The sequence below is a fragment of the Gilvimarinus sp. 1_MG-2023 genome (assembly GCF_030548285.1).
The window spans coordinates 72,637-94,405 of record NZ_JAUOSC010000007.1; the positions used below are offsets into that span (position 1 = coordinate 72,637).

The 21,769-nt window shown below is 50.2% G+C and carries 24 protein-coding genes; 14 read left to right on the forward strand and 10 right to left on the reverse strand.

Annotation, left to right across the window (positions count from 1 at the left end; translation table 11 throughout):
* The first annotated feature begins 40 nt into the window (after positions 1-40).
* On the forward strand, positions 41-1,141 hold the full coding sequence (dprA, locus tag Q4563_RS09870) for a DNA-processing protein DprA (RefSeq protein WP_215974725.1): 1,101 nt from the start codon (positions 41-43) through the stop codon (positions 1,139-1,141).
* Between the two features lies 1 nt (position 1,142).
* On the opposite strand, the gene Q4563_RS09875 is transcribed toward dprA, so the two are convergent.
* Positions 1,143-1,295: a DUF3149 domain-containing protein gene (locus Q4563_RS09875; RefSeq protein WP_215974726.1), complete on the reverse strand. Its 153-nt coding sequence runs from the start codon at positions 1,293-1,295 to the stop codon at positions 1,143-1,145.
* A 201-nt stretch (positions 1,296-1,496) separates the two neighbouring features.
* On the opposite strand from Q4563_RS09875, the gene Q4563_RS09880 reads away from it, so the two are divergent.
* From Q4563_RS09880 to aroE, 3 genes are all read left to right on the forward strand, one after another.
* Positions 1,497-2,063, forward strand: a complete 567-nt coding sequence (locus tag Q4563_RS09880; RefSeq protein WP_303604396.1) for an L-threonylcarbamoyladenylate synthase — start codon at positions 1,497-1,499, stop codon at positions 2,061-2,063.
* Between the two features lie 77 nt (positions 2,064-2,140).
* Entirely contained in the window at positions 2,141-3,058 is a 918-nt protein-coding gene (gene hemF / locus Q4563_RS09885; protein ID WP_215974727.1) for an oxygen-dependent coproporphyrinogen oxidase, read from the forward strand.
* Between the two features lie 75 nt (positions 3,059-3,133).
* The gene (gene aroE, locus Q4563_RS09890; RefSeq protein ID WP_303604397.1) at positions 3,134-3,976 is read left to right on the forward strand and encodes a shikimate dehydrogenase; all 843 of its coding nucleotides are present in this window, start codon (positions 3,134-3,136) and stop codon (positions 3,974-3,976) included.
* A 17-nt stretch (positions 3,977-3,993) separates the two neighbouring features.
* On the opposite strand, the gene Q4563_RS09895 is transcribed toward aroE, so the two are convergent.
* Entirely contained in the window at positions 3,994-4,389 is a 396-nt protein-coding gene (locus Q4563_RS09895) for a GFA family protein (RefSeq protein WP_215974729.1), read from the reverse strand.
* Positions 4,390-4,450: 61 nt separating this feature from the next.
* Positions 4,451-4,774 carry a ribosome hibernation-promoting factor, HPF/YfiA family gene (gene hpf / locus Q4563_RS09900; protein WP_215974730.1) on the reverse strand — a complete coding sequence of 108 codons (324 nt, stop codon included), beginning with the start codon at positions 4,772-4,774 and terminating at the stop codon, positions 4,451-4,453.
* A 221-nt stretch (positions 4,775-4,995) separates the two neighbouring features.
* Here hpf and Q4563_RS09905 point away from each other — a divergent pair, with 221 nt between their 5' ends.
* The gene (locus Q4563_RS09905) at positions 4,996-5,421 is read left to right on the forward strand and encodes a secondary thiamine-phosphate synthase enzyme YjbQ (RefSeq protein ID WP_215974731.1); all 426 of its coding nucleotides are present in this window, start codon (positions 4,996-4,998) and stop codon (positions 5,419-5,421) included.
* Between the two features lie 396 nt (positions 5,422-5,817).
* On the forward strand, positions 5,818-8,223 hold the full coding sequence (locus tag Q4563_RS09910) for a putative bifunctional diguanylate cyclase/phosphodiesterase (RefSeq protein WP_303604398.1): 2,406 nt from the start codon (positions 5,818-5,820) through the stop codon (positions 8,221-8,223).
* Here the strand turns inward: Q4563_RS09910 and Q4563_RS09915 are convergent.
* The 4 genes from Q4563_RS09915 to Q4563_RS09930 form a co-directional block, all read right to left on the reverse strand.
* Complete coding sequence (locus Q4563_RS09915) at positions 8,220-9,053, reverse strand: M48 family metallopeptidase (RefSeq protein WP_303604399.1); 834 nt, start codon at positions 9,051-9,053, stop codon at positions 8,220-8,222. The genes Q4563_RS09910 and Q4563_RS09915 overlap by 4 nt on opposite strands.
* A complete protein-coding gene (locus Q4563_RS09920; RefSeq protein WP_303604400.1) occupies positions 9,001-9,501 on the reverse strand; it encodes a YbjQ family protein in 501 nt (166 codons plus the stop codon). Before Q4563_RS09920 ends, Q4563_RS09915 begins: the two co-directional genes overlap by 53 nt.
* A gap of 3 nt (positions 9,502-9,504) precedes the next feature.
* Positions 9,505-9,819 (reverse strand): YbjQ family protein, encoded by a 315-nt coding sequence (locus Q4563_RS09925; protein WP_215974734.1) that lies wholly within the window; start codon positions 9,817-9,819, stop codon positions 9,505-9,507.
* A 65-nt stretch (positions 9,820-9,884) separates the two neighbouring features.
* The gene (locus tag Q4563_RS09930) at positions 9,885-10,439 is read right to left on the reverse strand and encodes a gamma carbonic anhydrase family protein (protein ID WP_303604401.1); all 555 of its coding nucleotides are present in this window, start codon (positions 10,437-10,439) and stop codon (positions 9,885-9,887) included.
* 139 nt (positions 10,440-10,578) lie between these two features.
* Between Q4563_RS09930 and prlC the strand changes: the two genes are divergently transcribed.
* Together prlC and Q4563_RS09940 are read left to right on the forward strand one after the other, a co-directional pair.
* Positions 10,579-12,669, forward strand: a complete 2,091-nt coding sequence (gene prlC / locus Q4563_RS09935; RefSeq protein WP_303604402.1) for an oligopeptidase A — start codon at positions 10,579-10,581, stop codon at positions 12,667-12,669.
* The gene (locus Q4563_RS09940) at positions 12,666-12,908 is read left to right on the forward strand and encodes a YheV family putative zinc ribbon protein (protein WP_303604403.1); all 243 of its coding nucleotides are present in this window, start codon (positions 12,666-12,668) and stop codon (positions 12,906-12,908) included. Before prlC ends, Q4563_RS09940 begins: the two co-directional genes overlap by 4 nt.
* A gap of 11 nt (positions 12,909-12,919) precedes the next feature.
* Here the strand turns inward: Q4563_RS09940 and Q4563_RS09945 are convergent, their stop codons facing one another.
* Both Q4563_RS09945 and Q4563_RS09950 read right to left on the reverse strand, forming a co-directional pair.
* Entirely contained in the window at positions 12,920-13,648 is a 729-nt protein-coding gene (locus tag Q4563_RS09945; protein WP_303604404.1) for a hypothetical protein, read from the reverse strand.
* Positions 13,649-13,817: 169 nt separating this feature from the next.
* Positions 13,818-15,164 (reverse strand): MATE family efflux transporter, encoded by a 1,347-nt coding sequence (locus Q4563_RS09950; RefSeq protein ID WP_303604405.1) that lies wholly within the window; start codon positions 15,162-15,164, stop codon positions 13,818-13,820.
* Positions 15,165-15,768: 604 nt separating this feature from the next.
* Between Q4563_RS09950 and coxB the strand changes: the two genes are divergently transcribed.
* The 4 genes from coxB to Q4563_RS09970 are packed head-to-tail and all read left to right on the forward strand — an operon-like array spanning position 15,769 to position 20,040.
* The gene (coxB, locus tag Q4563_RS09955) at positions 15,769-16,911 is read left to right on the forward strand and encodes a cytochrome c oxidase subunit II (protein ID WP_215974740.1); all 1,143 of its coding nucleotides are present in this window, start codon (positions 15,769-15,771) and stop codon (positions 16,909-16,911) included.
* Positions 16,912-16,921: 10 nt separating this feature from the next.
* Positions 16,922-18,472 (forward strand): cytochrome c oxidase subunit I, encoded by a 1,551-nt coding sequence (gene ctaD, locus Q4563_RS09960; RefSeq protein ID WP_215974741.1) that lies wholly within the window; start codon positions 16,922-16,924, stop codon positions 18,470-18,472.
* 33 nt (positions 18,473-18,505) lie between these two features.
* Entirely contained in the window at positions 18,506-19,102 is a 597-nt protein-coding gene (locus Q4563_RS09965) for a cytochrome c oxidase assembly protein (RefSeq protein WP_215974742.1), read from the forward strand.
* A gap of 23 nt (positions 19,103-19,125) precedes the next feature.
* On the forward strand, positions 19,126-20,040 hold the full coding sequence (locus tag Q4563_RS09970) for a cytochrome c oxidase subunit 3 (protein WP_303604406.1): 915 nt from the start codon (positions 19,126-19,128) through the stop codon (positions 20,038-20,040).
* Between the two features lie 18 nt (positions 20,041-20,058).
* On the opposite strand, the gene Q4563_RS09975 is transcribed toward Q4563_RS09970, so the two are convergent.
* Positions 20,059-20,286 (reverse strand): DUF2909 domain-containing protein, encoded by a 228-nt coding sequence (locus Q4563_RS09975; protein ID WP_215974744.1) that lies wholly within the window; start codon positions 20,284-20,286, stop codon positions 20,059-20,061.
* A gap of 121 nt (positions 20,287-20,407) precedes the next feature.
* Here Q4563_RS09975 and Q4563_RS09980 point away from each other — a divergent pair, with 121 nt between their 5' ends.
* Positions 20,408-21,151 (forward strand): SURF1 family protein, encoded by a 744-nt coding sequence (locus tag Q4563_RS09980; protein ID WP_303604407.1) that lies wholly within the window; start codon positions 20,408-20,410, stop codon positions 21,149-21,151.
* Positions 21,152-21,155: 4 nt separating this feature from the next.
* Positions 21,156-21,767, forward strand: coding sequence for a hypothetical protein (locus Q4563_RS09985; RefSeq protein WP_303604408.1), 612 nt, complete (start codon positions 21,156-21,158; stop codon positions 21,765-21,767).
* The last annotated feature ends 2 nt before the right edge of the window (positions 21,768-21,769 follow it).

Genomic DNA, 21,769 nt, shown 5'->3' on the forward strand with positions numbered 1-21,769 from the left:
GATAAGCGCCGCTTGGTGCTGAGATAGCAGGAATCTAGCCATGGATGGCATCGAATCAATCTTAACCCTTTCCTATTTGCCGCAGTTGGGGCCCGCTCGTATTAAGCAATTGCACAGTGCGTTTGGCAGCTGCGCTGATGTGTTAGAGCGCGATCCCCAAGTTCTCGCCGGTTATATGCCAGAGGTCGCACTGACAGAGCTCGGACACTGGCACCGCAACCCTGATCACCCCATTCGTGAACAAGTAAAGCGCGACAGTGACGCTTTGCACAGGCAGGAATCGACAATATTAACGTTTCTGGGGCATGAGCATTACCCAGAGCTTCTCTACAACATCAGTGCGCCACCGCCATTTTTAACGATACGCGGTAGTATCACGACGCTAGAGCTGCCGCAGATAGCGATGGTGGGTACCCGTCGCCCTACGGCTGGCGGTCGCGATGTGGCTCGCAGTTTTGCCCGGTACCTAGCAGGTGCGGGTTTTGCTATTACCAGCGGGTTGGCCTTGGGGGTGGATGCCTGTGCCCACCGCGGTGCTTTAGAGGCCAAGGGCGTTACTCTGGCGGTGCTTGGTACTGGATTGGATACAATATACCCCGCGCGCAACAGAGCCTTAGCGGATGAAATTGAAGCCGCAGGCGGCACTTTAATCAGTGAATTTTTACCTGGTACGGCACCCGAGGCCAAAAACTTTCCCCGTCGCAATCGGGTCATTAGTGGCTTAAGCTTGGGCACTATGGTGGTCGAGGCGGCGGTAAAAAGCGGTTCTTTAATTACTGCACGATACGCCCTAGAGCAGGAGCGCGAAGTTTTTGCCGTACCGGGGTCGATACACAACCCCATGAGTCGCGGCTGTCATGCCTTGATAAAAGACGGTGCCAAGTTAGTAGAAACCGCCGATGATATTATCGATGAGTTGGGGGCAGCAATTGCGTATAAAAAACAGCAATGTTCCCAACCCCAAGAGAAAGCACCCGAACAACACTGGTTGTTACCGTTTATGGGATACGATCCGGTCAGTGTTGACAGTTTGTGCGAGCGCAGCGGTGCCAACACCTCGGAAATCACCCCAGCATTGCTAGAGCTAGAATTAGACGGCCTAATTGAGCAGCGCGGCTGTCACTACTGCCGCATCTGTTGAGCTAGTGAGTCGATTTTTGGCGGCTAGTGTCATGCTCTGGATGTGTCTGACTATCAGCCTCTATATGCCGGTAAGCGTAGACGCCTAAATAGACCATAATCAGTACAATGGCGACGATGGTGGCCACGCTGAGCACTAAAACGAAATCGAACATAAGGTTTCTCCAGCCATAATCAATACGTTTAGCTTATTCCCTGTAAAATGTAAGGTTATTGATGTAGGTCAAACTAGGTTAGATTCGTTGTTTGGTGAATTAATCTAAGGTAAATTTGCCGCTTGTTGGCGCGAGTCAGTTTTTAGGATCGCGTTTTTATTGGCACTTCTTTGTCTAAAGTGATCCCCGGAAAGTAATGTTGTGACTATTTGGCTCAATCATCAACGTATTGTGCATGCGGCCCAAGTGATGAGGGCGGGCGGTGTTATTGCCTACCCAACGGAGTCCGTGTGGGGGTTGGGGTGCGATCCGGCCAACCATCATGCCATTAGGCGCCTGCTTCAGCTCAAGCGGCGTCCGCGTCATAAAGGGCTGATATTAATTGCGGCCGAAAGTGATCAAGTGGCACCTTGGCTTGCGTCCGTAAGCGCTGAACAGCGGGAGCAATTACGGACCACATGGCCTGGGCCGAACACGTGGTTGGTACCTAACCGAGGGTTGGCTTCTCACTGGGTGGTGGGAGATCATACAAGTGTTGCTTTGCGGGTAACTAACCATCCAGTGGCTAAAGCACTATGCATGGCCTTTGGCGGACCTATTATCAGTACCTCGGCCAATCCGCAAAAGCGGCCCGCAGCTAAAACATCCATACACGTTAGGCGTTATTTTGGCGCCCAGCTAGATGCCATTGCTCCTGGGCAGACCGGTGGCAACCCCAACCCATCAATGATTCGCGACTTAGCGAGCGGCTCAATTGTTCGCGGGTAAGAATCCATACGCTGGTTAATTGCTCGGGTGTACCCTAAGTCCGGTGCTGGTACAATGGCGCCCCTTGAGAGGACACTATGACAGATACCCCCGATAAAGCTTCCGTAAAAACGTATTTACTGGAACTGCAAAACCGTATTTGCCAGGCCCTGGAAGAGGTAGATGGCGGTCAATTTCAGCAAGATGAATGGCGCCGCCCTGAAGGTGGGGGTGGGCGCTCACGGGTGCTGGCTGATGGCGCGGTGATCGAAAAAGGCGGCGTTAATTTCTCCCATGTTACCGGCGGGCAGATGCCGGCTTCGGCTACGGCGCACCGTCCCGAATTGGCCGGGCGCTCATTCGAAGCGATGGGGGTGTCTTTAGTGATACACCCGAATAACCCCTACGCGCCTACCTCGCACGCCAACGTACGTTTTTTTATCGCCGAAAAAGAAAACGAGGCTCCGGTTTGGTGGTTTGGCGGCGGTTTTGATTTAACCCCTTATTACGGCTATATCGAGGACTGTGTGCACTGGCACAAAGTGGCCCAAAAAGCGTGCGAGCCGTTGGGTGACGAGGCCTACCCACGCTATAAAGACTGGTGTGACGAATACTTCTATCTGCCCCATCGCAAAGAGGCTCGAGGAGTGGGCGGATTATTTTTTGACGATTTAAACGCTCCGGGGTTTAGCAAAAGCTTTGAGTTTATGCGCTCGGTGGGCGACGCCTATACAGAGGCCTATATGCCTATTTTGCGCAGTCGAAAAGACACCCCATTTGATGATCGCCAGCGCCAGTTTCAACTCTATCGGCGCGGTCGCTATGTTGAATTTAATTTAGTCTACGATCGTGGCACTTTATTTGGCTTGCAAACAGGGGGGCGCACCGAGTCTATTTTAATGTCGTTGCCACCGCTGGTGCGCTGGCAATATGATTATGCCCCGGAAAAAGACAGCCCCGAAGCGGCACTCGCGCGAGACTTTTTGCCGGCCCGAGACTGGTTGGCCGACTCCTAAACGATAATAAAGACAGTAAGCGTTCGGTAAGAAATATCTGTTAACTTTGCCGCACGTTGACACAGTAGGTACCCCATGACGGACAGTTACGCAGTATTTGGCAATCCTATTGCCCAGAGTAAATCCCCGGTAATACATCGCCAGTTTTGCGATCAAACCGGTGAGGATATGAGCTACACCAAGCAATTAGTGGATGAGGGCCAATTTAAACAAGCGGCGGATGATTTTTTTGCCGCTGGTGGGTGTGGTTTGAATATAACCTCGCCTTTTAAACTGGATGCTTTCTCTTATGCCGATCACTTAACCGCGCGGGCGGAACGAGCCGGAGCGGTTAATTTACTGATCAAAGAGCCAGACGGTAAATTACTGGGTGATAACTCTGACGGTATTGGCATGGTCAATGACATGTTAAACCTAGGCTGGGAAATTGCCGGTAAGCGAATTTTGATGTTAGGTGCAGGCGGAGCAGTGCGAGGTGTTTTGCAGCCGCTGCTCAATCAAGAGCCCGAATCGATTACTATCGCCAACCGCACCTTAGCCAAGGCTGAAGATTTAGCCCAAGGTTTTCACGATTTGGGCAACCTAAAAACGAGCAGTTTTTCGGATCTGGCCGGTAAGCAATTCGATTTAATTATTAACGGTACCTCTGCCAGCCTGCGCGGCGATTTACCGCCCCTGCCGGACGGTTTAATAACAGATCATACAGCCTGTTATGACATGACCTACGCCGCAGAGCCGACCGTTTTTTTGACTTGGGCACAGCACCAAAAAGCGGCTCAATTAGCGGATGGCTTGGGTATGTTGGTTGGCCAGGCAGCCGAGTCTTTTTATGCTTGGCGACATATCCGCCCGGAAGTGGTGCCCGTTATTACTGATCTGCGCCGTAAAATGAACGAGAGTAAAAAGAAGGCGGGTTAACTTTAAGCGGTGGAGAATTAGTAGTGGCCGTACTTGGCATAAACCTCGGCACCAGTCATTTTCTCCGTGTGCTCTTGAGCGGCGTAATAGTCGGGCTTTTCCTCAATAAATACTTCTTGGCGCAAGGTAAATGACGTCTCGGGAAACAGGCCGGCTGATAAAATATATTCGTCGTTTGGCCGCAGATAGTAAAATAAATGTGTGCCACAGGTGGCACAAAATCCACGTTCTGCCCACTCGGATGATCGGTAACGGCGCGGAGTATCTCCGCTGAAGGTGACGGGCCCGCTACAGTGTACCGCGTGCAGTGGACCGCTGGTCCAGCGACGGCACATACGGCAGTGGCACAAGCCAGCATCGGTTTGGGTTTCGGTCGATACCTGGATAGCACCGCACAAACACTGGCCTTGCATACACAACTCCCTTACAAGCACGGCCGTATCGGCCGTGGCATTAAGTGATTAAGCGGAAAACCTAGGTTTCGGCAGTGTCTACGGAGGGTTTTTCGTGGCGATGGCCTTTAACGGCGCCTTTGCGATGTGCGAGGGCGGCTTCCAGTTTTTTAGCGGCTTGCGCGATGGCGCTGTACATATCTTGGTGGGAGGCTTGTACTGCCACCGGTGCGCCGAGATACTGGGTGGTAACTTCGATGCTTTGCGAGGCGCGCTCAACCGTGAGCGTGACATTGGCCGCGTCGAGCTGGGGAAAGTGGCTGGCAACCTTGCCTAATTTTGCTTCTACGTTTTCTTTGATTGCGTCGGTAACAGTGACGTGATGCCCGGAAAGATTGATTTGCATAGGGTTTTCCTTCCTCTACCTCTGTGAAGTGACAATTGTTGCCCGAGATTAAATCACCGAGCCACACTTTAAACATGAGCCTGAATAGACAAAAATTCAAGTGGGGAAATCAATTAAATTTAATCAATGAGTCACAAGTCGACATTTGTTAATCAACCTGTATGTTTTGTAACCTGTGCAGGCTCGTTAGTGACTTAGCAGGGCTTTTTAAAGGAACTCTTATGTGGATTCAGACCGAGATATCAATGCCGCCTAAGGCGCGTGGCTTTCATTTGATTACCGATGAAATAGAGCGCCAATTGCCCGATATGAGTGCAATTGCGGTGGGGTGGGCACAGATTTTCATTAAGCATACCTCCGCCAGCTTAACGCTTAATGAAAATGCTGACCCAACGGTTCGTGGCGATTTAGAACGTCATTTTAATCAATATGTACCCGAACGCGCGCCCTACTACCAACACGATTACGAGGGTGACGATGATATGCCTGCCCATATTAAAAATTGTATTTTAGGCTCCAGCCTTATGCTACCAATATCTAAAGGGCGATTTAATCTGGGTGTCTGGCAAGGGGTGTACTTGTGTGAACATCGCAATCGGGCTGGTGGTCGACAATTGGTAGTAACACTCAATGGCGAAGCAATGTGAGCAGCGCCTGAGCGGTCTGCAAGATCCCTTGCAAGCTTAATGATGGCGAAACCCTAGCGTGAAATTGCGTAAATGAGCCGGGTGATTATCGGGTAAAAGGGCTCTGGCGCCGAGGATTGTCGACATCGATCGACAACAACAGGTTTATCGAACAAAGATGTAAGGGCCGACTATACTAGAAATAGTTGCACTCAACTTGCGTAAAACAATTTAGAAGCCCTGCCGACAGGTTAAGCCCTATTGGTTGCAGGGCCGTTATAGCTCTTGAGTATAAGAGAAACTTCTGTCATTGTTGATTGGCAGTATTAGTATGTTAATACATGGGTTTTACCGTGTGTGACTGAAATAACCGTTTAATATGTGAGCAACAATAACAGCTCGGTTCACAGGTATAAAATGACCCTAGACCTCTTTCAACGACTTTCCTACAAACTGGCGCGTACCAGTTTTGTGGTTGTTGTAGTACTGGGGGTGCTAGTGGCAAGCCTGCAAGTCTATTTAGATTTTCGCACCCAATATCGAGAAATACTCAATAACGTAGAAGAAATTAGTCGAGTCAGTCGTAACTCGGCTCAACGCGCTGTGTTTTTATTGGATGAAAATTTAGCCGAGCAGGTAGTCCAGGGCTTGGCTGAATACCGGTTTTTAAGCCAAATAGCCATCTTTGATGACCAGAACCACCTTATGGCTCAGCACCACCAAGCTATCCAGCCCAGCCAGTCGCTCTGGCTAACCCGTCTTTTGGTAGGGGGGAAAGAAAGTTTTGAATACCCACTGATTGCCGAGGATGGCATGGTAATGGGAATGCTAAAGCTGGAGCTGAATAAAGATCGAGCGCTCAACCCTTTTTATCATCGAGCTTGGCGGGTTCTACTGACAGGTTCGGTGCGCAATTTCGGTATCGCCTTGGTTTTAGTGATGGTGTATCACTTTTTATTGACCCGCCCACTGGTTACCCTAGCTACCCGATTTGCCGCGCTGGATCACGCTCGGGTTCCGGTTAGCAATATTCCTCATCTGCGTAAACATGAGCACGATGAGTTGGGTTATATCGTTAATTCAGCCAACCGTTTGCTGGATAACTTTAATGAAAAACACGCCGAGCTCAAACAACAGCAACAACAACTGAGCCTGATTTTAGATGCCAGCCCCAATCAAGTATTTGCGGTGGATTTAGAAGGAACTTTGTTGTTTTATAATCAGGCATTTAAGCGTTATTTCGGGGCCGATCAGGCGAGCAATTATTTTGATTTGATTACCGAATGCGGTATTGAAGAAAGCGAGCAAATTCGAGCGTTGTTGCAGCGCGTGGGAAGAAAGCAGGCCCCCGTCTTTAATCGCCAGCAGCATTTCAGTGGTCTTCACAATGAAAGCCACATTATGCAAATGTCGTTAGTGCCCTTTGTCTCCGAACATATCACCCGTGTAATCGTTGTTTTGAATAATATTACCGAGTTGGTGGAAGCTGAGGAGCGAGTTGAGTATTTGGCCTATTGCGACACCCTGACCGGGCTTGCCAATCGCAATAAAATACTGGAGCAGCTGCAAGAGGATATTCATCGCTGCAAGGCCAGCAACCGCTACGGCGCACTGGTGCTTATTGACTTAAATGAGTTTAAGCGTATCAACGATACTATGGGCCATTCGCTGGGCGATGAACTCTTGCTGCATTTATCTGAGCGCATGGCAAAAAAGGTGCGTGAGCCTGAGACACTGGCCCGTTTGGGTGGTGATGAATTTATCCTCAGTATGCCAGAAGTGGGTACCACACAAGAAGAAGCGCGCAGTCGCGCGGAGCAAGTTGCCGAGCGGTTTTTACAAACCATCAATGAGCCGGTAACCCTAGCCAACCAAGACTTTGCGGTACAGGCAACCGTGGGCATAGCCCTTTACCCTTTAGGGGATGTCACGGTCGAAACCTTATTGTCGCAAGCCGATACCGCTCTGAATGAGGCCAAGCGTCGTGCCAGTGGGGCGGTTCAAGTATTCGAGCCGCAAATGGCAGCGGAAGTAAACCGGCTACTGCAATTGGAATCCGATATCAGGCTCTCCTATCAAGAACACCATTTTTCTTTTTACTTGCAACCGCTGATAGATCTACACGCACGCTCACTGGTAGGGGGCGAAGCGCTCATCCGCTGGTTCCACCCTATGCGCGGTGTGGTATCACCGGGGGAGTTTATCGGGTTTTTAGAAAACTCAGAGATGATCAATCTAGTCGGTATGCAATTATTGGATGATGTGTGCCAGTTTATTCGTCGTCATAAAGAGCAGGGGCGCTTCCCACCTGATATGCGAATAGCGGTCAATATCAGCGAGCGGCAATTGTACGATGCAGACTTTGTGGGCAAATGTATTTCCGTATTGCGCAAATACAAATTACCCGGCAGTTGTTTAGAGTTTGAAATTACCGAGGGCGCGGCTCTCCACAACCTCGATGAGGTAGTGGATAAAATGCGCAAACTGCAGAACGAAGGTATCACTTTTGCTCTGGATGATTTCGGCACTGGTTACAGTTCACTGAGTTATCTCAAGCGGCTGCCGGTAAATAAAGTCAAAATCGATAAATCCTTTATCGACGATATCACCATCGACCCCCAAGATGCTGCCATGGTGGCTTCTATTATTGCCATTGCTCGCAATATGAACCTGTTGATTGTGGCCGAAGGCGTTGAGACAGACGCGCAAGCACAGTGGCTGGCACAGTACGATGAAATATTGATTCAAGGCTATTTATTCGACAAGCCTTTACCCCCGGAAGTGTTCTCGCAAAACTACCTGCCTAAACCACCCAGCTATTAATCCCTGTTACAGAGAAGCCCCACTTTAAGAGGCGTGAGTTGGCCCGCGGTTGGCCAATTGTGTTGCTCGGCAAGCTTGAGTCTTCGTTGTTGTCGGTGGTCACTGTGGGGGTGAGTGGTCAACCAGCTAAGCGTTTGTGCGTCTTGTTCGCTGATCATTTCAAACAAATCGCCACTGCCATTAATGTGTCCGTAATGACGTAATAGAGCCTGATACGCCCAGGCATCCGCCTCTCGTTCAAACTCGCGTGAATAGCTGAGCAGTGCCAATGAGCCGCTGAGCCCCGCTAATTGGCCAGCGTTGCTCTGGCCAAACAATAGAGCTACCGAAAGCGAGAGTCCCAATTGCTGTGCGGCCGAGCGAATAGGGTGGCGCAGGTGTAGATGGGCAAGCTCGTGGGCGAGGACAAAGGCAAGCGCTTGTTCAGAGTTCATTTCACAGAGCAGTCCATCAAATATCACTATATGTCCCCCTAGGGTGGCATAGGCATTGATAGCCTCAGAGTTGTTTCGGTGTAGGGTAAAAGTGATTTCTGGGTCTAGTCCGCCCGCTTGGGCGATTTGCTCGGTTAATGTTTGCAGGTAAGCGGGTGAGTCTGTGCCTGATGATATTTGCCACTGCTCGGTTAAGGTGCGCTCCCAGGCAAAAGGGGTTAAGCGGGTAAGTTCAGTCAGTAACAGTAGTAATAGCCAGAAAAGAACAGCAAAAACGCCGATCACCATGGCTAAACGGCGCAGTAAGTCCGCCAGCCATGGACCACTTTGAGCATTAATATGCTCAGGTGGTAGGCGGTTGTGATAGGCCATGAGGGGGAATGAGCGCGGTGCCATAGGCCACCACCTCCAGGCAAGCGGTGCCTGCCCGGGCGCTGCGCCCGGCAATGGCGGCGGTTTGTAACTTCATATTAAAAACGCTTTGCGCCCCCAGTTGCTCTGCTTGCTCTTTCATACGCAAAATTGCTTCGCGCCGGGCACGATCGAGCAAGGTTTCGTAGGTGTCTAAACGCCCGCCTACCAGCATGCGCAGCACGGCGATAAAGCGCTTGAAGTAATCGGCGGAAATCACCACCGAGCCAACTACCAGCGCTGTGGTGGGCGCTGGTAGTTGTGGCGGCGGTAGGCGCTGGGGGTAGGTTAAGATGCCCACCAGTGCCCGCTCGCGCTGACGAATACTTTGGTAGTGACGCTTTTCAGCAATAGAGCCAAAAATAAGCCCACAGAGCATCAAAATAGAAAAGAGTACCAGTGGCCCAATAAACTGCATTAGTGCGGCAGACACGGCTTACGCTAGCTCAACGGCGGTGCCGTAAACAAATAATTCACTGGCGCCCTGAGCCACCGAGCTGGTGGAAAAACGCACATTCAAAATAGCGTTGGCGCCAATGGCTTGTGCTTGCGCCTGCATGCGTGCCATGGCTTCCTCGCGCGAATCGTTGAGCAGTTCGGTATAGCCTTGTAACTCACCGCCAAATACATTTTTAAAACTGGCGGCGATATCGCGCCCGACATGCTTGGCGCGCACCGTACTGCCTTGCACCAGTCCCAAATGCTCTTTAACCCGGCGGCCGGGCACTACTTCCAAGTTGCTGATTAACATATATTCCTTGCTCTAACGTCGTGTGAATTCAGTATAGGTGATTGAACCTTGTTGATTGCGGTTAATTACACTTCGGCTAAATACTGATCTTTAAGACGGACGTAATTGTTGGCCGAATAACAGAAAAAGTCGCGCTCTTTGTCGTTTAACAGGCGCACCTGCTTGGCGGGGCTGCCCATATACACATAGCCGGACTCCAAGCGTTTGCCCGGCGGCACCAGGGTGCCGGCCCCGATGACCACTTCGCTCTCAATGATGGCCCCGTCCAAAATAGTAGCGCCAATGCCCACCAGTACCCGATCGCCGATGGTACAGCCGTGCAGGCAGGCGCTGTGGCCTACCGTCACATCCGAGCCAATAGTCAACGGATAGCCCTCGGGGTTAAATGGTCCGGCATGGGTAATATGCAGTACCGTGTTGTCTTGAATACTGGTGCGTTCGCCTATACGTATAGAGTGCATATCACCGCGTGCCACAGCAAAAGGCCAGACGGAGGAGTCTGCGCCAATACTGACATCGCCGATTATCAGCGCTTTGGGGTCGACAAAGGCCCGCTCGCCCAACTGGGGGTGGTGACCTTGAAACGAACGAATGTTATCCGCTGTCGTGGTGGAATTCATAGTGGGTACCTCTGCTAAGCGGTGTATCATAGCCAGTATAAGGGGTGAGCCAGGCTCTGGGTCGAAAATAAGCCTGAACATACCCTATTTAATATCGGCCCCAGAGTATAACGGCTGTGGGCCCTAAACCGGAGGAAAAATGACCGATTCCCTAGCGCAAAACCCCCTGCTGAGCGATCAGCCACTGCCCCTGTTTGACGAAATAAAACCCGAGCATATTGTGCCTGCTGTCGAGCATCTTATCGCCGAGGGGCGAGCGCATTTGGAGCGGTTATTGGCCGGTAACGATAAGCCCACCTGGGACAGTCTGGTCGCGCCGCTGGAGGCTGAAGATGACAGGCTGGAGCGCGCTTTCTCGCCGGTGAGTCATTTAAATGCGGTGGTTAATTCGCCAGAGTTACGCGAAGCCTACAACACCAGCATAGCTTTGTTGACCGAGTACAGCACCGAGGTGTCGCAAAATCGCGACTTGTACAACGCCTACAAAGCTCTGGCAGAGAGTGATGAGTATTCAGCGCTGAGTACCGCCCAGAAAAAAGTGGTTGATAATGCCCTGCGCGACTTTGTCTTGGGCGGTGTCGCACTGGATGGTGAAGACAAGCAGCGCTTTGCCGATATCTCCCGACAAAAGTCTGAGCTGTCCACCCGTTTTGCCAACAATGTGCTTGATGCCACCGGGGCTTGGTATTTGCACTTCGACAGCGCAGATTCTCTCGCCGGCTTGCCCGAGTCGGCCATCGCGCAAGCGCGTCAGGCAGCCGAACAAAAGCAGGATGATCAAGACAACCCACTATCGGGATATGTTGTTACTCTGGATTTTCCCTCTTATCTGGCGGTCATGATGTACGCTAATGACCGCACCCTGAGGGAAAAAATGTATCGGGCATTTGTCACCCGGGCCAGTTCCGATGGTAAAAAAGCCGATGGCAGTAGCGCCGCAGAGTGGGACAATACGGCGTTGATTGCCGAAACACTTAAGCTGCGCCACGAGCAGGCGCAGCTGCTCGGCTTTGCCAGCTACGCCGAGCGCTCGCTGGCCACTAAAATGGCCGATAGTCCCGAACAAGTATTGGGTTTTTTACACGAGCTGGCGGAAAAGTCTCGCCCGCAAGCTCTGCAAGATGTGGCCGAACTTAAACAATTTGCGACCGAGCAGGGGTGTGACGATTTACAGGCCTGGGACCTAGCCTATTACAGTGAAAAGCTGCGCAAGCAAAAATACGATATTTCACAGGAAGAGCTGCGTCCTTATTTCCCAGCCGAAAAAGTCATTAGCGGAATGTTCGATGTAGTAGCCCGGTTGTTTGATATCGACATTGTTCCGGTGGCGGCATTTGCTAGCTGGCACCCGGATGTTCGTTTTTACCAGATTTACCGCAACGGTGAGCAGGTGGCGAGCTTTTATCTCGATTTGTTTGCTCGCGAACACAAGCGCGGCGGCGCTTGGATGGCGGATTGCCGTGTGCGCCGTCAAACCGAATCGGGTCTGCAATTGCCGGTTGCCTTTTTAACTTGTAACTTTACTCCGCCGGTGGGCGATACGCCTTCACTGTTGACTCACGACGAAGTCACCACCTTATTCCACGAGTTTGGTCACGGCCTTCACCACATGCTAACCGCCATTGATGTTGCGGCCGTTAGCGGTATTAATGGGGTGGCTTGGGATGCCGTCGAACTGCCCAGTCAGTTTTTAGAAAATTGGTGCTGGCAGAAAGAAGTAATAGGTAAAATGTCCGGCCACTTTGAAACCGGCGAGCCACTGCCGGAGGCGCTACTTGATAAAATGTTGGCGGCGAAGAACTTTCAGTCGGGCATGCAAATGATGCGTCAGCTTGAGTTCTCGCTGTTTGATTTTCGCCTGCACGCCGAATACAACCCTCTTAACCCAGTGCCAGCAGCCGTGCTGTTGGATGACGTTCGGCGCGAGGTGGCAGTTGTTCCGCAACCGGCGTTTAACCGGTTCGAAAACGGTTTTAGCCATATCTTTGCCGGTGGCTACGCGGCGGGTTACTACAGCTATAAGTGGGCGGAAGTGTTATCGGCCGATGCCTTTTCTGCGTTTGAAGAAGAAGGTATTTTTAACAATCAAACCGGCCATCGGTTTATGCAGTCAATCTTAGAGCAAGGTGGTTCGGCCGAGCCCATGCAACTGTTTATTCGCTTTCGTGGGCGCGAACCCTCAATTGAGCCGCTGTTAAAACACAGTGGACTTATCGCGGAGGCATCATGAGCAGTTATAGCGAAACCCCCCGGTTTTTAGCCGGGGCCATTTGCCCTAAATGCGAAGCTCTAGATCGTATTAAAGTCTACTCGAAAGACGGAAAGGATTATCGCGAATGTGTTGCCTGCGGTTTTCAGGATGAAATGCACTTTACTTCAGCCGCCAAAGAATTAGAGACTCGTGTTAATGCGCAGAAGCACACTGTGCCCACCGAAGTGGTCAACATCGTTAAGCTGTCGGATCAATAATCAAACTGTTCTTACAATCGCTCGCGATCGAAATTAAGAAAAATGGCCCTGTCTGACGCCAGGCAAGGCCAGCGAGATATTTCTACCGACCAACCACTTTGCTGGTGGCGGGCAAAAAACTTGTCAAAGGCGGCGCCAGAAAAACTGTACTCACTTAACAATAACTCAGCGGAAAAAATGACTGCCTGATCCAGCTCGTTGGCAAAAGGCTCGCCAATCAATTCGTGTGCGATTAAATTGGCGCGTGTCGTGTCCATAGGCACTAGCGGTTGGCCGCAGCGCAAAATAAATCGATCGTTAATTTCCTCCAGTAAACGATGAGCCAAATAGGCTTCGTCCAGCAGTGATTCGAGTGGGCTGTGCTCGGTGATTAAGTCGGGTGGTTTGAGGAAGTAATCGGTGGCAATAGTCAGTAAAGGTTGCACTTGTGGCAGTAGTTCAGAGTCGGCAGCCATTTCATAAATGGCTTCAACAAAATCGGGTACATGTTCGATATAGCGCACCACAAAATCGGCCAGTAATAAAGGTGCTGAGTCGGCCGGCAAACTGATAGAGGCATGTAAAGAAGAGGTGCGGTCCGCCAAGCGTTCCACCAAAGACGTCGTCCCTCTTGGTTGCTCAATGGCATGTTCTACAATGTCCCGAATGCGTCCAATCTGTCCCTGAAAGGTGGCGGTGTCCGAGTGTCTGCCAGCCATGGGCGTCTCGCTTGCGTGATTGAAATTGTCAGGGGCGTGCATTCGGTTTCCTTATGAAAACAACGGAGTTGCTTAAAAAGTAATATAAATAAGCACTAATGCAAGTTTGCAGAGAGATTAAAATCTTATTAGCACTAGCCGGAATTATACAAATAGGTATAACCGCGCGATTTAACCTAAAGAGTTATGTGTGCCAGCGACGTTTAAAACATCAGCGCGTTGATAAAAATTTCGCAGGTGGATTGATGAACAATACCCCCGCCATAAATAAGCCGCGGCTGACGTTAAAAAGACAAAAAGCTAACCAGAGCCCAGTATTACCCCAGCTTGTGCTTAACCACCAAGCGGGGAAAAACACGATAAGCATGCAGCCGAGCATGGTGTTTTGCATGGCACGAGTCATGCCCATGCCAATAAAAATACCATCCAGTTGATAACTCCAAACTGCCAATAACGGCAATGCAATCATCCACGGGTATTGTCGATTTGCCTCAAGCAAAACCTCAGGCAATTGTGTAAAAAGTTGTAACAAAGGCTCTTGGCCCAACCAAAACACAACGCTGATCAAAAAAGCGCTGGCCGCGGCCATAATCGTAGTGGCATTAATAATTCGTTTTAACTCGTGTTGGTTATTGGCGCCAACCGCTTTACCGCACAAGGCTTCGGCGGCGTGAGCGAAACCGTCAAGCGCGTGGGAAGTTATCATTAATAGCTGCAATAAAATGGCATTCGCGGCAACAATAGTGGTGCTGGCCCGGGCGCCTTGAGCTGTGAAGAACGTAAATACACCTAAGAGGCACGCTGTGCGAATAAACAAATGTCGGTTAATGGTCAATAGCGGCACGTATTCTCGCCAGGCCCACAATCGTTGCCAGTGCTCACGAATCGAGTTGGTTAAGGTTAAAGCTGATAAGTGGCGGCGCAATAAATAAAGGCCGCAGGTAAGCCCACTGTACTCGGCAAGCATGCTGGCATAAGCGGCGCCGTCACTGGCCCAACCGAGCCCTAAAATAAAAAGACAATCAAGAGCAATATTAAGTGCATTGGTGAAAAATAAAATGATTAGCGGGCTGCGAGTATTTTGCTGGCCAATACACCAACCAATAATGGTGTAATTAAGCAATGTGGCCGGAGCGCTGTAAAAGCGAATTTGACAGTATCGCTTGGCCAGCTCTAACGTTTCTGGAGCCGGCTGCATCCACAACAGAGCGAACTTTATTATCCAGCCACTGGCCAACACTAAGGCAAAGGCCAGCGCGAGCGCCAGTATCGCTGAGCGGAGCCACAGAGTTAACGTTTCGTCCCAGTTTTGGCCGCCCACGGCACGGGCCACCAAGCTGGTGGTGCCCATTCGTAAAAAACCCAACGACCAAAATACGAGGGTGATGATGCTGCCTCCAACCGCTACGGCCCCCAAGTGGGCGGCCGATGGAAGGTGACCCAATATGGCCGTATCGACAGTACCCAATAAGGGAACGGATAGGTTGGTCAGCATGATTGGCCACACCAGTGGCCAGATGCCAGAACTGGTTTGGCGCCAGCGGGAAAATATAGACAAAGTTGCGCTCATTGGCGGAAGTTGGCCAGAATTTGGCTGAAAAAACCTATTTTCTCACAGACTATAGTGCGTGTGAAATGCGATAAAGATATTGACTTTTGTGCCGCGCTATGGCCTTATAAAATCTGTAGTTGCGACGATTTGCCGCAGTTTATTTGTCGTACCCTTCCGAATTTCTTCGCTGGTACCCAATAAGCTAGGCCCAGTATCTACTGTTTCAGTAAATACTGTTGTGACTGTGTTTAAGGCGCTTGGAGTCTCGTTTAGTTGCTCCTAATAAACGAGTGGTGGCTTGTCACCACAACCCGCTGGGTTGGGTTCTCGTTTGGGTAACATTTAACCGCGTCTCAGCTGTCTATAGGCGGCTCTTAATCAGTTGCTACTCAGTTAGTGGCGCAGGATTAGTGCAGGTTGTGCCTCTGGTATAAGAGTGACAGGCTCTATAAATAAAAACACTTGTGGCGGTCACTCCGCATAAAGTGTTTGGCTGTGTGGCTGGCTAGCATACCGTGATCTAGGCCACTCACGAGCAGTAAAATCATGCAGGCAACGAATGTGCCTGCCTAATAATAAGCATAATGAAACTAAACGGAGAAGATGGGCAATGTTGAAAACAGCACGTGGCCTTTGTGCCTGGTTGCTTGGTTTCGCGGTGCTGTTGTCATCCAACTGGGTGCTAGCAGAGCAAACTGAGCAGTTGAAGTTCAATATGACCCGGGGGGTGACGCCGGTCAGTCAAGACATACACGGACTTCATATGCTGATGTTCTGGTGGTGTGTCGGCATCGGTGTGGTTGTGTTTGGCATCATGTTTTTCAGCATGTTTGTACATCGCAAGTCTCGGGGTGTAAAACCCGCCAACTTCCATGAAAGCACAATACTTGAGCTTACCTGGACGGCAATTCCATTCGCAATTCTAATCGCCATGGGCATCCCCGCCTCAAAATCCCTAATCGAACTCTACGATACTTCCGAGTCACAAGTGGATGTATTGATCACCGGTTATCAGTGGCGCTGGAAATACGAAATTTTAGGCGAAGACGTTAGTTTTTTTAGTAACCTCTCCACCCCGCGCGACGAAATCACCGGTTTTGCCGAGAAAAACCCCAATTATCTACTTGAGGTGGATGAGCCTCTGGTGTTGCCCGTGGATAAAAAAGTCCGCTTTATCGTCACCGCCAACGATGTCATTCATAACTGGTGGGTGCCGGCTTTTGGTGTTAAGCGCGATGCGATTCCAGGCTATACCAACGAATCTTGGGCTGTGATCGAAGAGCCGGGTGTCTACCGAGGCCAGTGCGCCGAATTGTGCGGTAAAGATCACGGCTTTATGCCGATTGTGGTGGAAGCCAAATCCGAAGCTGACTACCGCGCTTGGCTGGAAGAGAAAAAAGCCGCCGCTGCCGCCCTAGCCGAGCTGACCGAAAAAACCTTTACCTTTGATGAGCTCTACGCCAAAGGCGAAGAAGTGTATAACCGCTCTTGTGCCGCTTGCCACCAGGCTAGTGGTGAAGGGGTTCCGGGTGCCTTCCCTAGTTTGAAAGAAGGCATTACGGTCGGACCGATTGAACAACATATTGATGTAGTAGTGAATGGTGTTCCCGGTACGGCCATGCAGGCCTTTGGCGAGCAGTTGTCAGAAGTCGACATTGCCGCCGTCGTCACTTACGAACGTAATGCTTGGGCAAATAACATGGGCGATCTCGCTCAGCCGCTCGATATTTATAATCATAAACAGGGCAAATAGGAGGTAGACAATGGCTCACGGTCCCGCAAAAGGTATTACGCGCTGGTTGTATACCACCAACCACAAAGACATCGGTAGCATGTACTTGTGGTTCAGTTTTGCAATGTTCTTTTTGGGTGGCATATTCGCCCTGGTGATTCGCGCCGAGTTGTTCCAACCCGGGCTGCAAATCGTTGAACCTAATTTCTTTAACCAAATGACCACCATGCACGGTTTAGTGATGGTGTTCGGTGCAGTGATGCCCGCCTTTGTTGGCTTGGCAAACTGGATGATTCCTATGCATATTGGCGCGCCAGATATGGCCTTGCCACGTATGAATAACTGGAGCTTCTGGATTCTGCCGTTCGCGTTCGCCATGTTGTCGTCCACCTTGTTTATGCAAGGCGGGGCACCCAACTTCGGCTGGACGTTCTACGCACCACTGTCCACCACCTATGCACCCCCCTCGGTGACCTTCTTTATTTTTGCCGTGCACATCATGGGCGCCAGCTCGATTATGGGGGCCATTAATATCATCGCCACCATCGTCAATATGCGCGCTCCTGGCATGACCTACATGAAGATGCCACTGTTTGTTTGGACTTGGTTAATCACGGCTTTCTTGCTGATCGCGGTAATGCCCGTGCTGGCTGGTGTGGTCACCATGATGTTAATGGACATCCACTTCGGCACCAGCTTCTTTGATGCCGCCGGTGGTGGTGATCCGGTTCTGTTCCAGCACGTGTTCTGGTTCTTCGGTCACCCCGAGGTGTACATCATGATCTTGCCGGCCTTCGGTATTGTCAGCGCGATTATCCCAACCTTCGCGCGCAAGCCACTGTTCGGTTACGCCTCTATGGTGTATGCCACAGCCGCCATTGCCTTTTTGAGCTTTGTAGTTTGGGCGCACCATATGTTTACCGTGGGCTTACCCATCGCCGGTGAGCTCTTCTTTATGTGGGCGACCATGCTGATTGCGGTACCTACCGGGGTGAAAATCTTTAACTGGGTGGCGACCATGTTCCGCGGCGCCATGACCTTTGAAACGCCGATGTTGTTCTCAATTGCCTTTGTGATTTTGTTTACCATTGGTGGTTTCTCGGGTCTGATGCTTGCCATAGCGCCGGCGGATTTCCAGTATCACGATACCTACTTTGTGGTCGCTCACTTCCACTATGTTCTGGTGCCCGGTGCGATCTTCTCGATCACCGCCGGCGTGTACTACTGGCTGCCCAAGTGGTGCGGCAACATGTACAACGAAACCATGGGTAAAATGCATTTTTGGCTGGCGTTTATCGGCCTGAATGTCACCTTCTTCCCTATGCACTTCTCGGGCTTAGCGGGTATGCCGCGTCGTATTCCCGATTACAACATGATGTTTGCCGACTGGAACATGATCTCTTCAGTGGGTGCCTTCTTGTTTGGTGCCGCTCAGGTAATGTTCTTGTACAACGTCATTGCAACCATCGTTTCGGGCAAAAAAGCCACCGACGAAGTGTGGGAAAACCCAGAAGGTTTGGAGTGGACAGTTGCGTCACCGGCGCCTTACCACACCTTTTCAACACCACCGGAGTTGAAATAACCCATCGCCTAGGCGCGCGGTTGAGAAATAAACATGAAGTGGTTGCCGGAAAATCCCAATACCCGATTAACGGTGAAACTAACCGCTATCGTCAGCTTCATGTTTGTTTTTGCAATCTTCATTATGCCGCCAATGTACGATGCGTTTTGTGAAATAACAGGTTTAAATGGAAAAACCGGCGATCAGTATCAAGCGGTGGATGTGAAAATCGATACCAGCCGTGAAATTAAGATACAGTTTGTCGCCACCAACAATGAGGGAATGCCCTGGCAGTTTGGCCCAGAAGTGAAAACCGTGACGGTTCATCCAGGTGAACAAACGCGGATTAACTACTTGGCAAAAAACACCACCGGTAGAGATATGATCGGGCAGGCCGTACCCTCTTTGATTCCATACAAAGCGGCCAGTTATTTTCACAAAACAGAGTGTTTTTGTTTTAACCAACAGGCGCTGTTGGCCGGTACCGAAGCAGTTCTACCGATGTATTTTATCGTCGATCAAGACCTGCCCGAATACATCAAAACAATTACGTTAAGTTATACATTGTTTGATGCCACCGACCGATTTAGCAAAGAAGAGTTGTTAAGCATGGCCGAAGCAGGGCCAGTAACATTAACCGCAGAACAATAACATTTTGCGCGGGGAGTAGAATTATGAGTGGAGGAACCTACTACGTACCGGAACAGAGTAAGCTGCCGATTTTTGCCAGTTTTAGCCTGTTTTTAACGGTATTTGGTGCGGCCAATTGGATAAATGGTAATTCCTATGGCACCTGGCTATTTTTTGCCGGTGGCTTAATGTTTGCCGCCGTATTATGGAATTGGTTCAGTATTGTCATTAGCGAGAATATGGCAGGAAAGAACAGCCCGCAGCTAAAACAATCCTATGTTATTGGCATGGGCTGGTTTATCTTTTCCGAGGTTATGTTTTTTGCCGCCTTCTTTGGCGCCTTGTTTTATATTCGCACTCTGGCAGTGCCTTGGCTTGCCGGTGAAGGTGATGGCGGTGTCAGCAGTGAATTACTGTGGCCCGGATTTGAAGCCCAGTGGCCGCTGATGACCACCCCCGACATGGCCGTTAACGGCGAAGAGGCTCTGCGCAAAGGCCCAGAGCAGAATATGAGCTGGCCAGGCTTTGGCGGCTTATTAAGCTGGCTGCCATTTTGGAACACCGCTATCTTGATGACCTCCAGTGTGACGGTACATTTTGCCCATACCGCTATTAAAAACAACAAGCGTAAGCAGTTTAATATTATGCTGGGCTTGACCGTATTGTTAGGGGTTATCTTCCTAATATTACAAGCGGAAGAATATATTCACGCCTATACCGAACTGGGCTTAACGCTTGAGTCTGGCATCTACGGCTCCACTTTCTTTATGCTGACAGGTTTTCACGGTGCACACGTCACCATGGGTACCATGATGCTGCTGATTATGTGGTTGCGATCGGTCACCAAAGGCCACTTCAAGCCCGACGATAATTTTGGTTTTGAAGCGGCCAGTTGGTACTGGCACTTTGTCGATGTCGTTTGGGTCGGCTTGTTCTTTGCCGTGTACGTATTTGGTTAAAGATTGAATGCCCTGAGGTTAGCGTAAATGCTGATCCCAGGGTGCGCTATCGGTAAGAATACCGGTGTAAAAACCGTAACCGACGCAGATCATCATCAGTACCGCCAGCGTTATACGCACGCCCAGCGAGTAGAGTGTGCGTTTAGAATCGGGAACACCGGCATCGCGCAATAAAAAATTTAGGCCCGCACTCAAGCTGAGTACGACGCCAACAAATAAAATGAGAATGATAATTTTCAACCACATAGCAAAATCCTGAAAATCGCCCTAATTCGTGTTATTGGGAACGGGCAGCATACCCCTGCCACTGGCAATAGTCACCTACGGATTAACCCGGCTCGGGATCGCAGCACAAGTAGGTATCACTGTGACACCCACACCATCACCCCAGTTAAAATTCACGCCCAATATCCCTCTGGTGATATTGTCGTTAGTATTATTACCAGCGCTCATTTCACTGGGTGTTTGGCAGCTGGGTCGTGCCGAGGAAAAACGATCCATAGAAGCGGCACTCAATGCACGACAAACTCAGGCGCCCATTAACCTCGACTGGCAAACTCAACTGGCGCCCTATACACGTGTCATTGCCCGAGGCCGGTTTGATAATAATCGAATATGGTTAGTGGACAACCGACAACGCGGAGGGCGTGTGGGCTATGAGGTGGTGCAACCGCTACGATTAACCAATGGATTTGAAGTCTTGGTCAATCGGGGCTGGGTGCAAGCACCGGCCAAGCGTGAGCAAATACCCAGTATTGAGCCATTGATCGGGGAACACACCGTGTTTGCTTCGGTGGCAGCTCTATCGGATCACCCAATGTTGAGTGCCAAAAGTCAATCGGAACAGTGGCCAAAAATTATTACTCAAATTGCACCACAAGAAATGCTGGGTACGAGTAAGCAAGCCCGATCGTATTATTTAAATATTGATTCGGCCAGTGTTGGAGCCCTGCGTACCGAGTGGAAGGCCGTGAATATGAAATCTAGCAAGCACACCGGCTATGCGGTGCAGTGGTTCGCGATGGCCTTGGCGTTATTCGTGCTCTCTATAATTGCCAATACCAATATTGCCAGTGTGTGGCAATACAGAAAAAACAACGAGGTAAAATAAGACTATGTCTGCTAAAAAAAGTAAACGCCGGGGGCAAATTCAAGCAGTACTGCTGATGTTAGTGGTTGCACTGCCCATGGTTGCGGCTTATACCATTTACCATACCGGTTGGGGCATGCCCCAGGGCACAGTCAATAAAGGTGTTTTATTACAGCCTCCGCAATTGTTAAGTGAGCTGACTCCGCGTTTATCCGATGGCGCCGAGTGGGACATTAAAAGCGAAGAAAAACGCTGGCGCTATGTGATACCTGGCCATGCCCAGTGTGACTCGATATGTATGGAGAATCTTTACTTAACACGCCAAGTACATATTCGCTTGAATGAAAAAGCGCGTCGGGTGGAGCGTATTTATTTATTACTGGACGATGATTTATCGCCTGAATTAGCCGAGCATATCGCTCAAGAGCATCCAAAGCTGCGAGTCATGCAAGTTGCCAATACAGAATTTAACTCGGCATTAGCTGCCACCAACTTTGCAGACAATAGCGTGAAAGCAGGCCGATATTTTTTAATGGATCAAGAAGGCTATTTAATGATGGCATATCACCGCGACGACCAAGGCGGTGAGCTGTTAAAAGATATTAAAAAGATGTTGAAAACGTCATACGAAGATTAGGG

Coding starts and splice junctions, on each gene's coding strand:
- Q4563_RS09930 (WP_303604401.1), bottom strand. CDS start 10,439: ATGAATTCCACCACGACAGCGGATAACATTCGTTCGTTTCAAGGTCAC.
- Q4563_RS09925 (WP_215974734.1), bottom strand. CDS start 9,819: ATGTTAATCAGCAACTTGGAAGTAGTGCCCGGCCGCCGGGTTAAAGAG.
- Q4563_RS09875 (WP_215974726.1), bottom strand. CDS start 1,295: ATGTTCGATTTCGTTTTAGTGCTCAGCGTGGCCACCATCGTCGCCATT.
- Q4563_RS09915 (WP_303604399.1), bottom strand. CDS start 9,053: ATGGCACCGCGCTCATTCCCCCTCATGGCCTATCACAACCGCCTACCA.
- Q4563_RS09910 (WP_303604398.1), top strand. CDS start 5,818: ATGACCCTAGACCTCTTTCAACGACTTTCCTACAAACTGGCGCGTACC.
- aroE (WP_303604397.1), top strand. CDS start 3,134: ATGACGGACAGTTACGCAGTATTTGGCAATCCTATTGCCCAGAGTAAA.
- Q4563_RS09965 (WP_215974742.1), top strand. CDS start 18,506: ATGAAGTGGTTGCCGGAAAATCCCAATACCCGATTAACGGTGAAACTA.
- Q4563_RS09895 (WP_215974729.1), bottom strand. CDS start 4,389: ATGCAAGGCCAGTGTTTGTGCGGTGCTATCCAGGTATCGACCGAAACC.
- dprA (WP_215974725.1), top strand. CDS start 41: ATGGATGGCATCGAATCAATCTTAACCCTTTCCTATTTGCCGCAGTTG.
- Q4563_RS09970 (WP_303604406.1), top strand. CDS start 19,126: ATGAGTGGAGGAACCTACTACGTACCGGAACAGAGTAAGCTGCCGATT.
- ctaD (WP_215974741.1), top strand. CDS start 16,922: ATGGCTCACGGTCCCGCAAAAGGTATTACGCGCTGGTTGTATACCACC.
- coxB (WP_215974740.1), top strand. CDS start 15,769: ATGTTGAAAACAGCACGTGGCCTTTGTGCCTGGTTGCTTGGTTTCGCG.
- prlC (WP_303604402.1), top strand. CDS start 10,579: ATGACCGATTCCCTAGCGCAAAACCCCCTGCTGAGCGATCAGCCACTG.
- Q4563_RS09940 (WP_303604403.1), top strand. CDS start 12,666: ATGAGCAGTTATAGCGAAACCCCCCGGTTTTTAGCCGGGGCCATTTGC.
- hpf (WP_215974730.1), bottom strand. CDS start 4,774: ATGCAAATCAATCTTTCCGGGCATCACGTCACTGTTACCGACGCAATC.
- Q4563_RS09905 (WP_215974731.1), top strand. CDS start 4,996: ATGTGGATTCAGACCGAGATATCAATGCCGCCTAAGGCGCGTGGCTTT.
- hemF (WP_215974727.1), top strand. CDS start 2,141: ATGACAGATACCCCCGATAAAGCTTCCGTAAAAACGTATTTACTGGAA.
- Q4563_RS09985 (WP_303604408.1), top strand. CDS start 21,156: ATGTCTGCTAAAAAAAGTAAACGCCGGGGGCAAATTCAAGCAGTACTG.
- Q4563_RS09975 (WP_215974744.1), bottom strand. CDS start 20,286: ATGTGGTTGAAAATTATCATTCTCATTTTATTTGTTGGCGTCGTACTC.
- Q4563_RS09945 (WP_303604404.1), bottom strand. CDS start 13,648: ATGCACGCCCCTGACAATTTCAATCACGCAAGCGAGACGCCCATGGCT.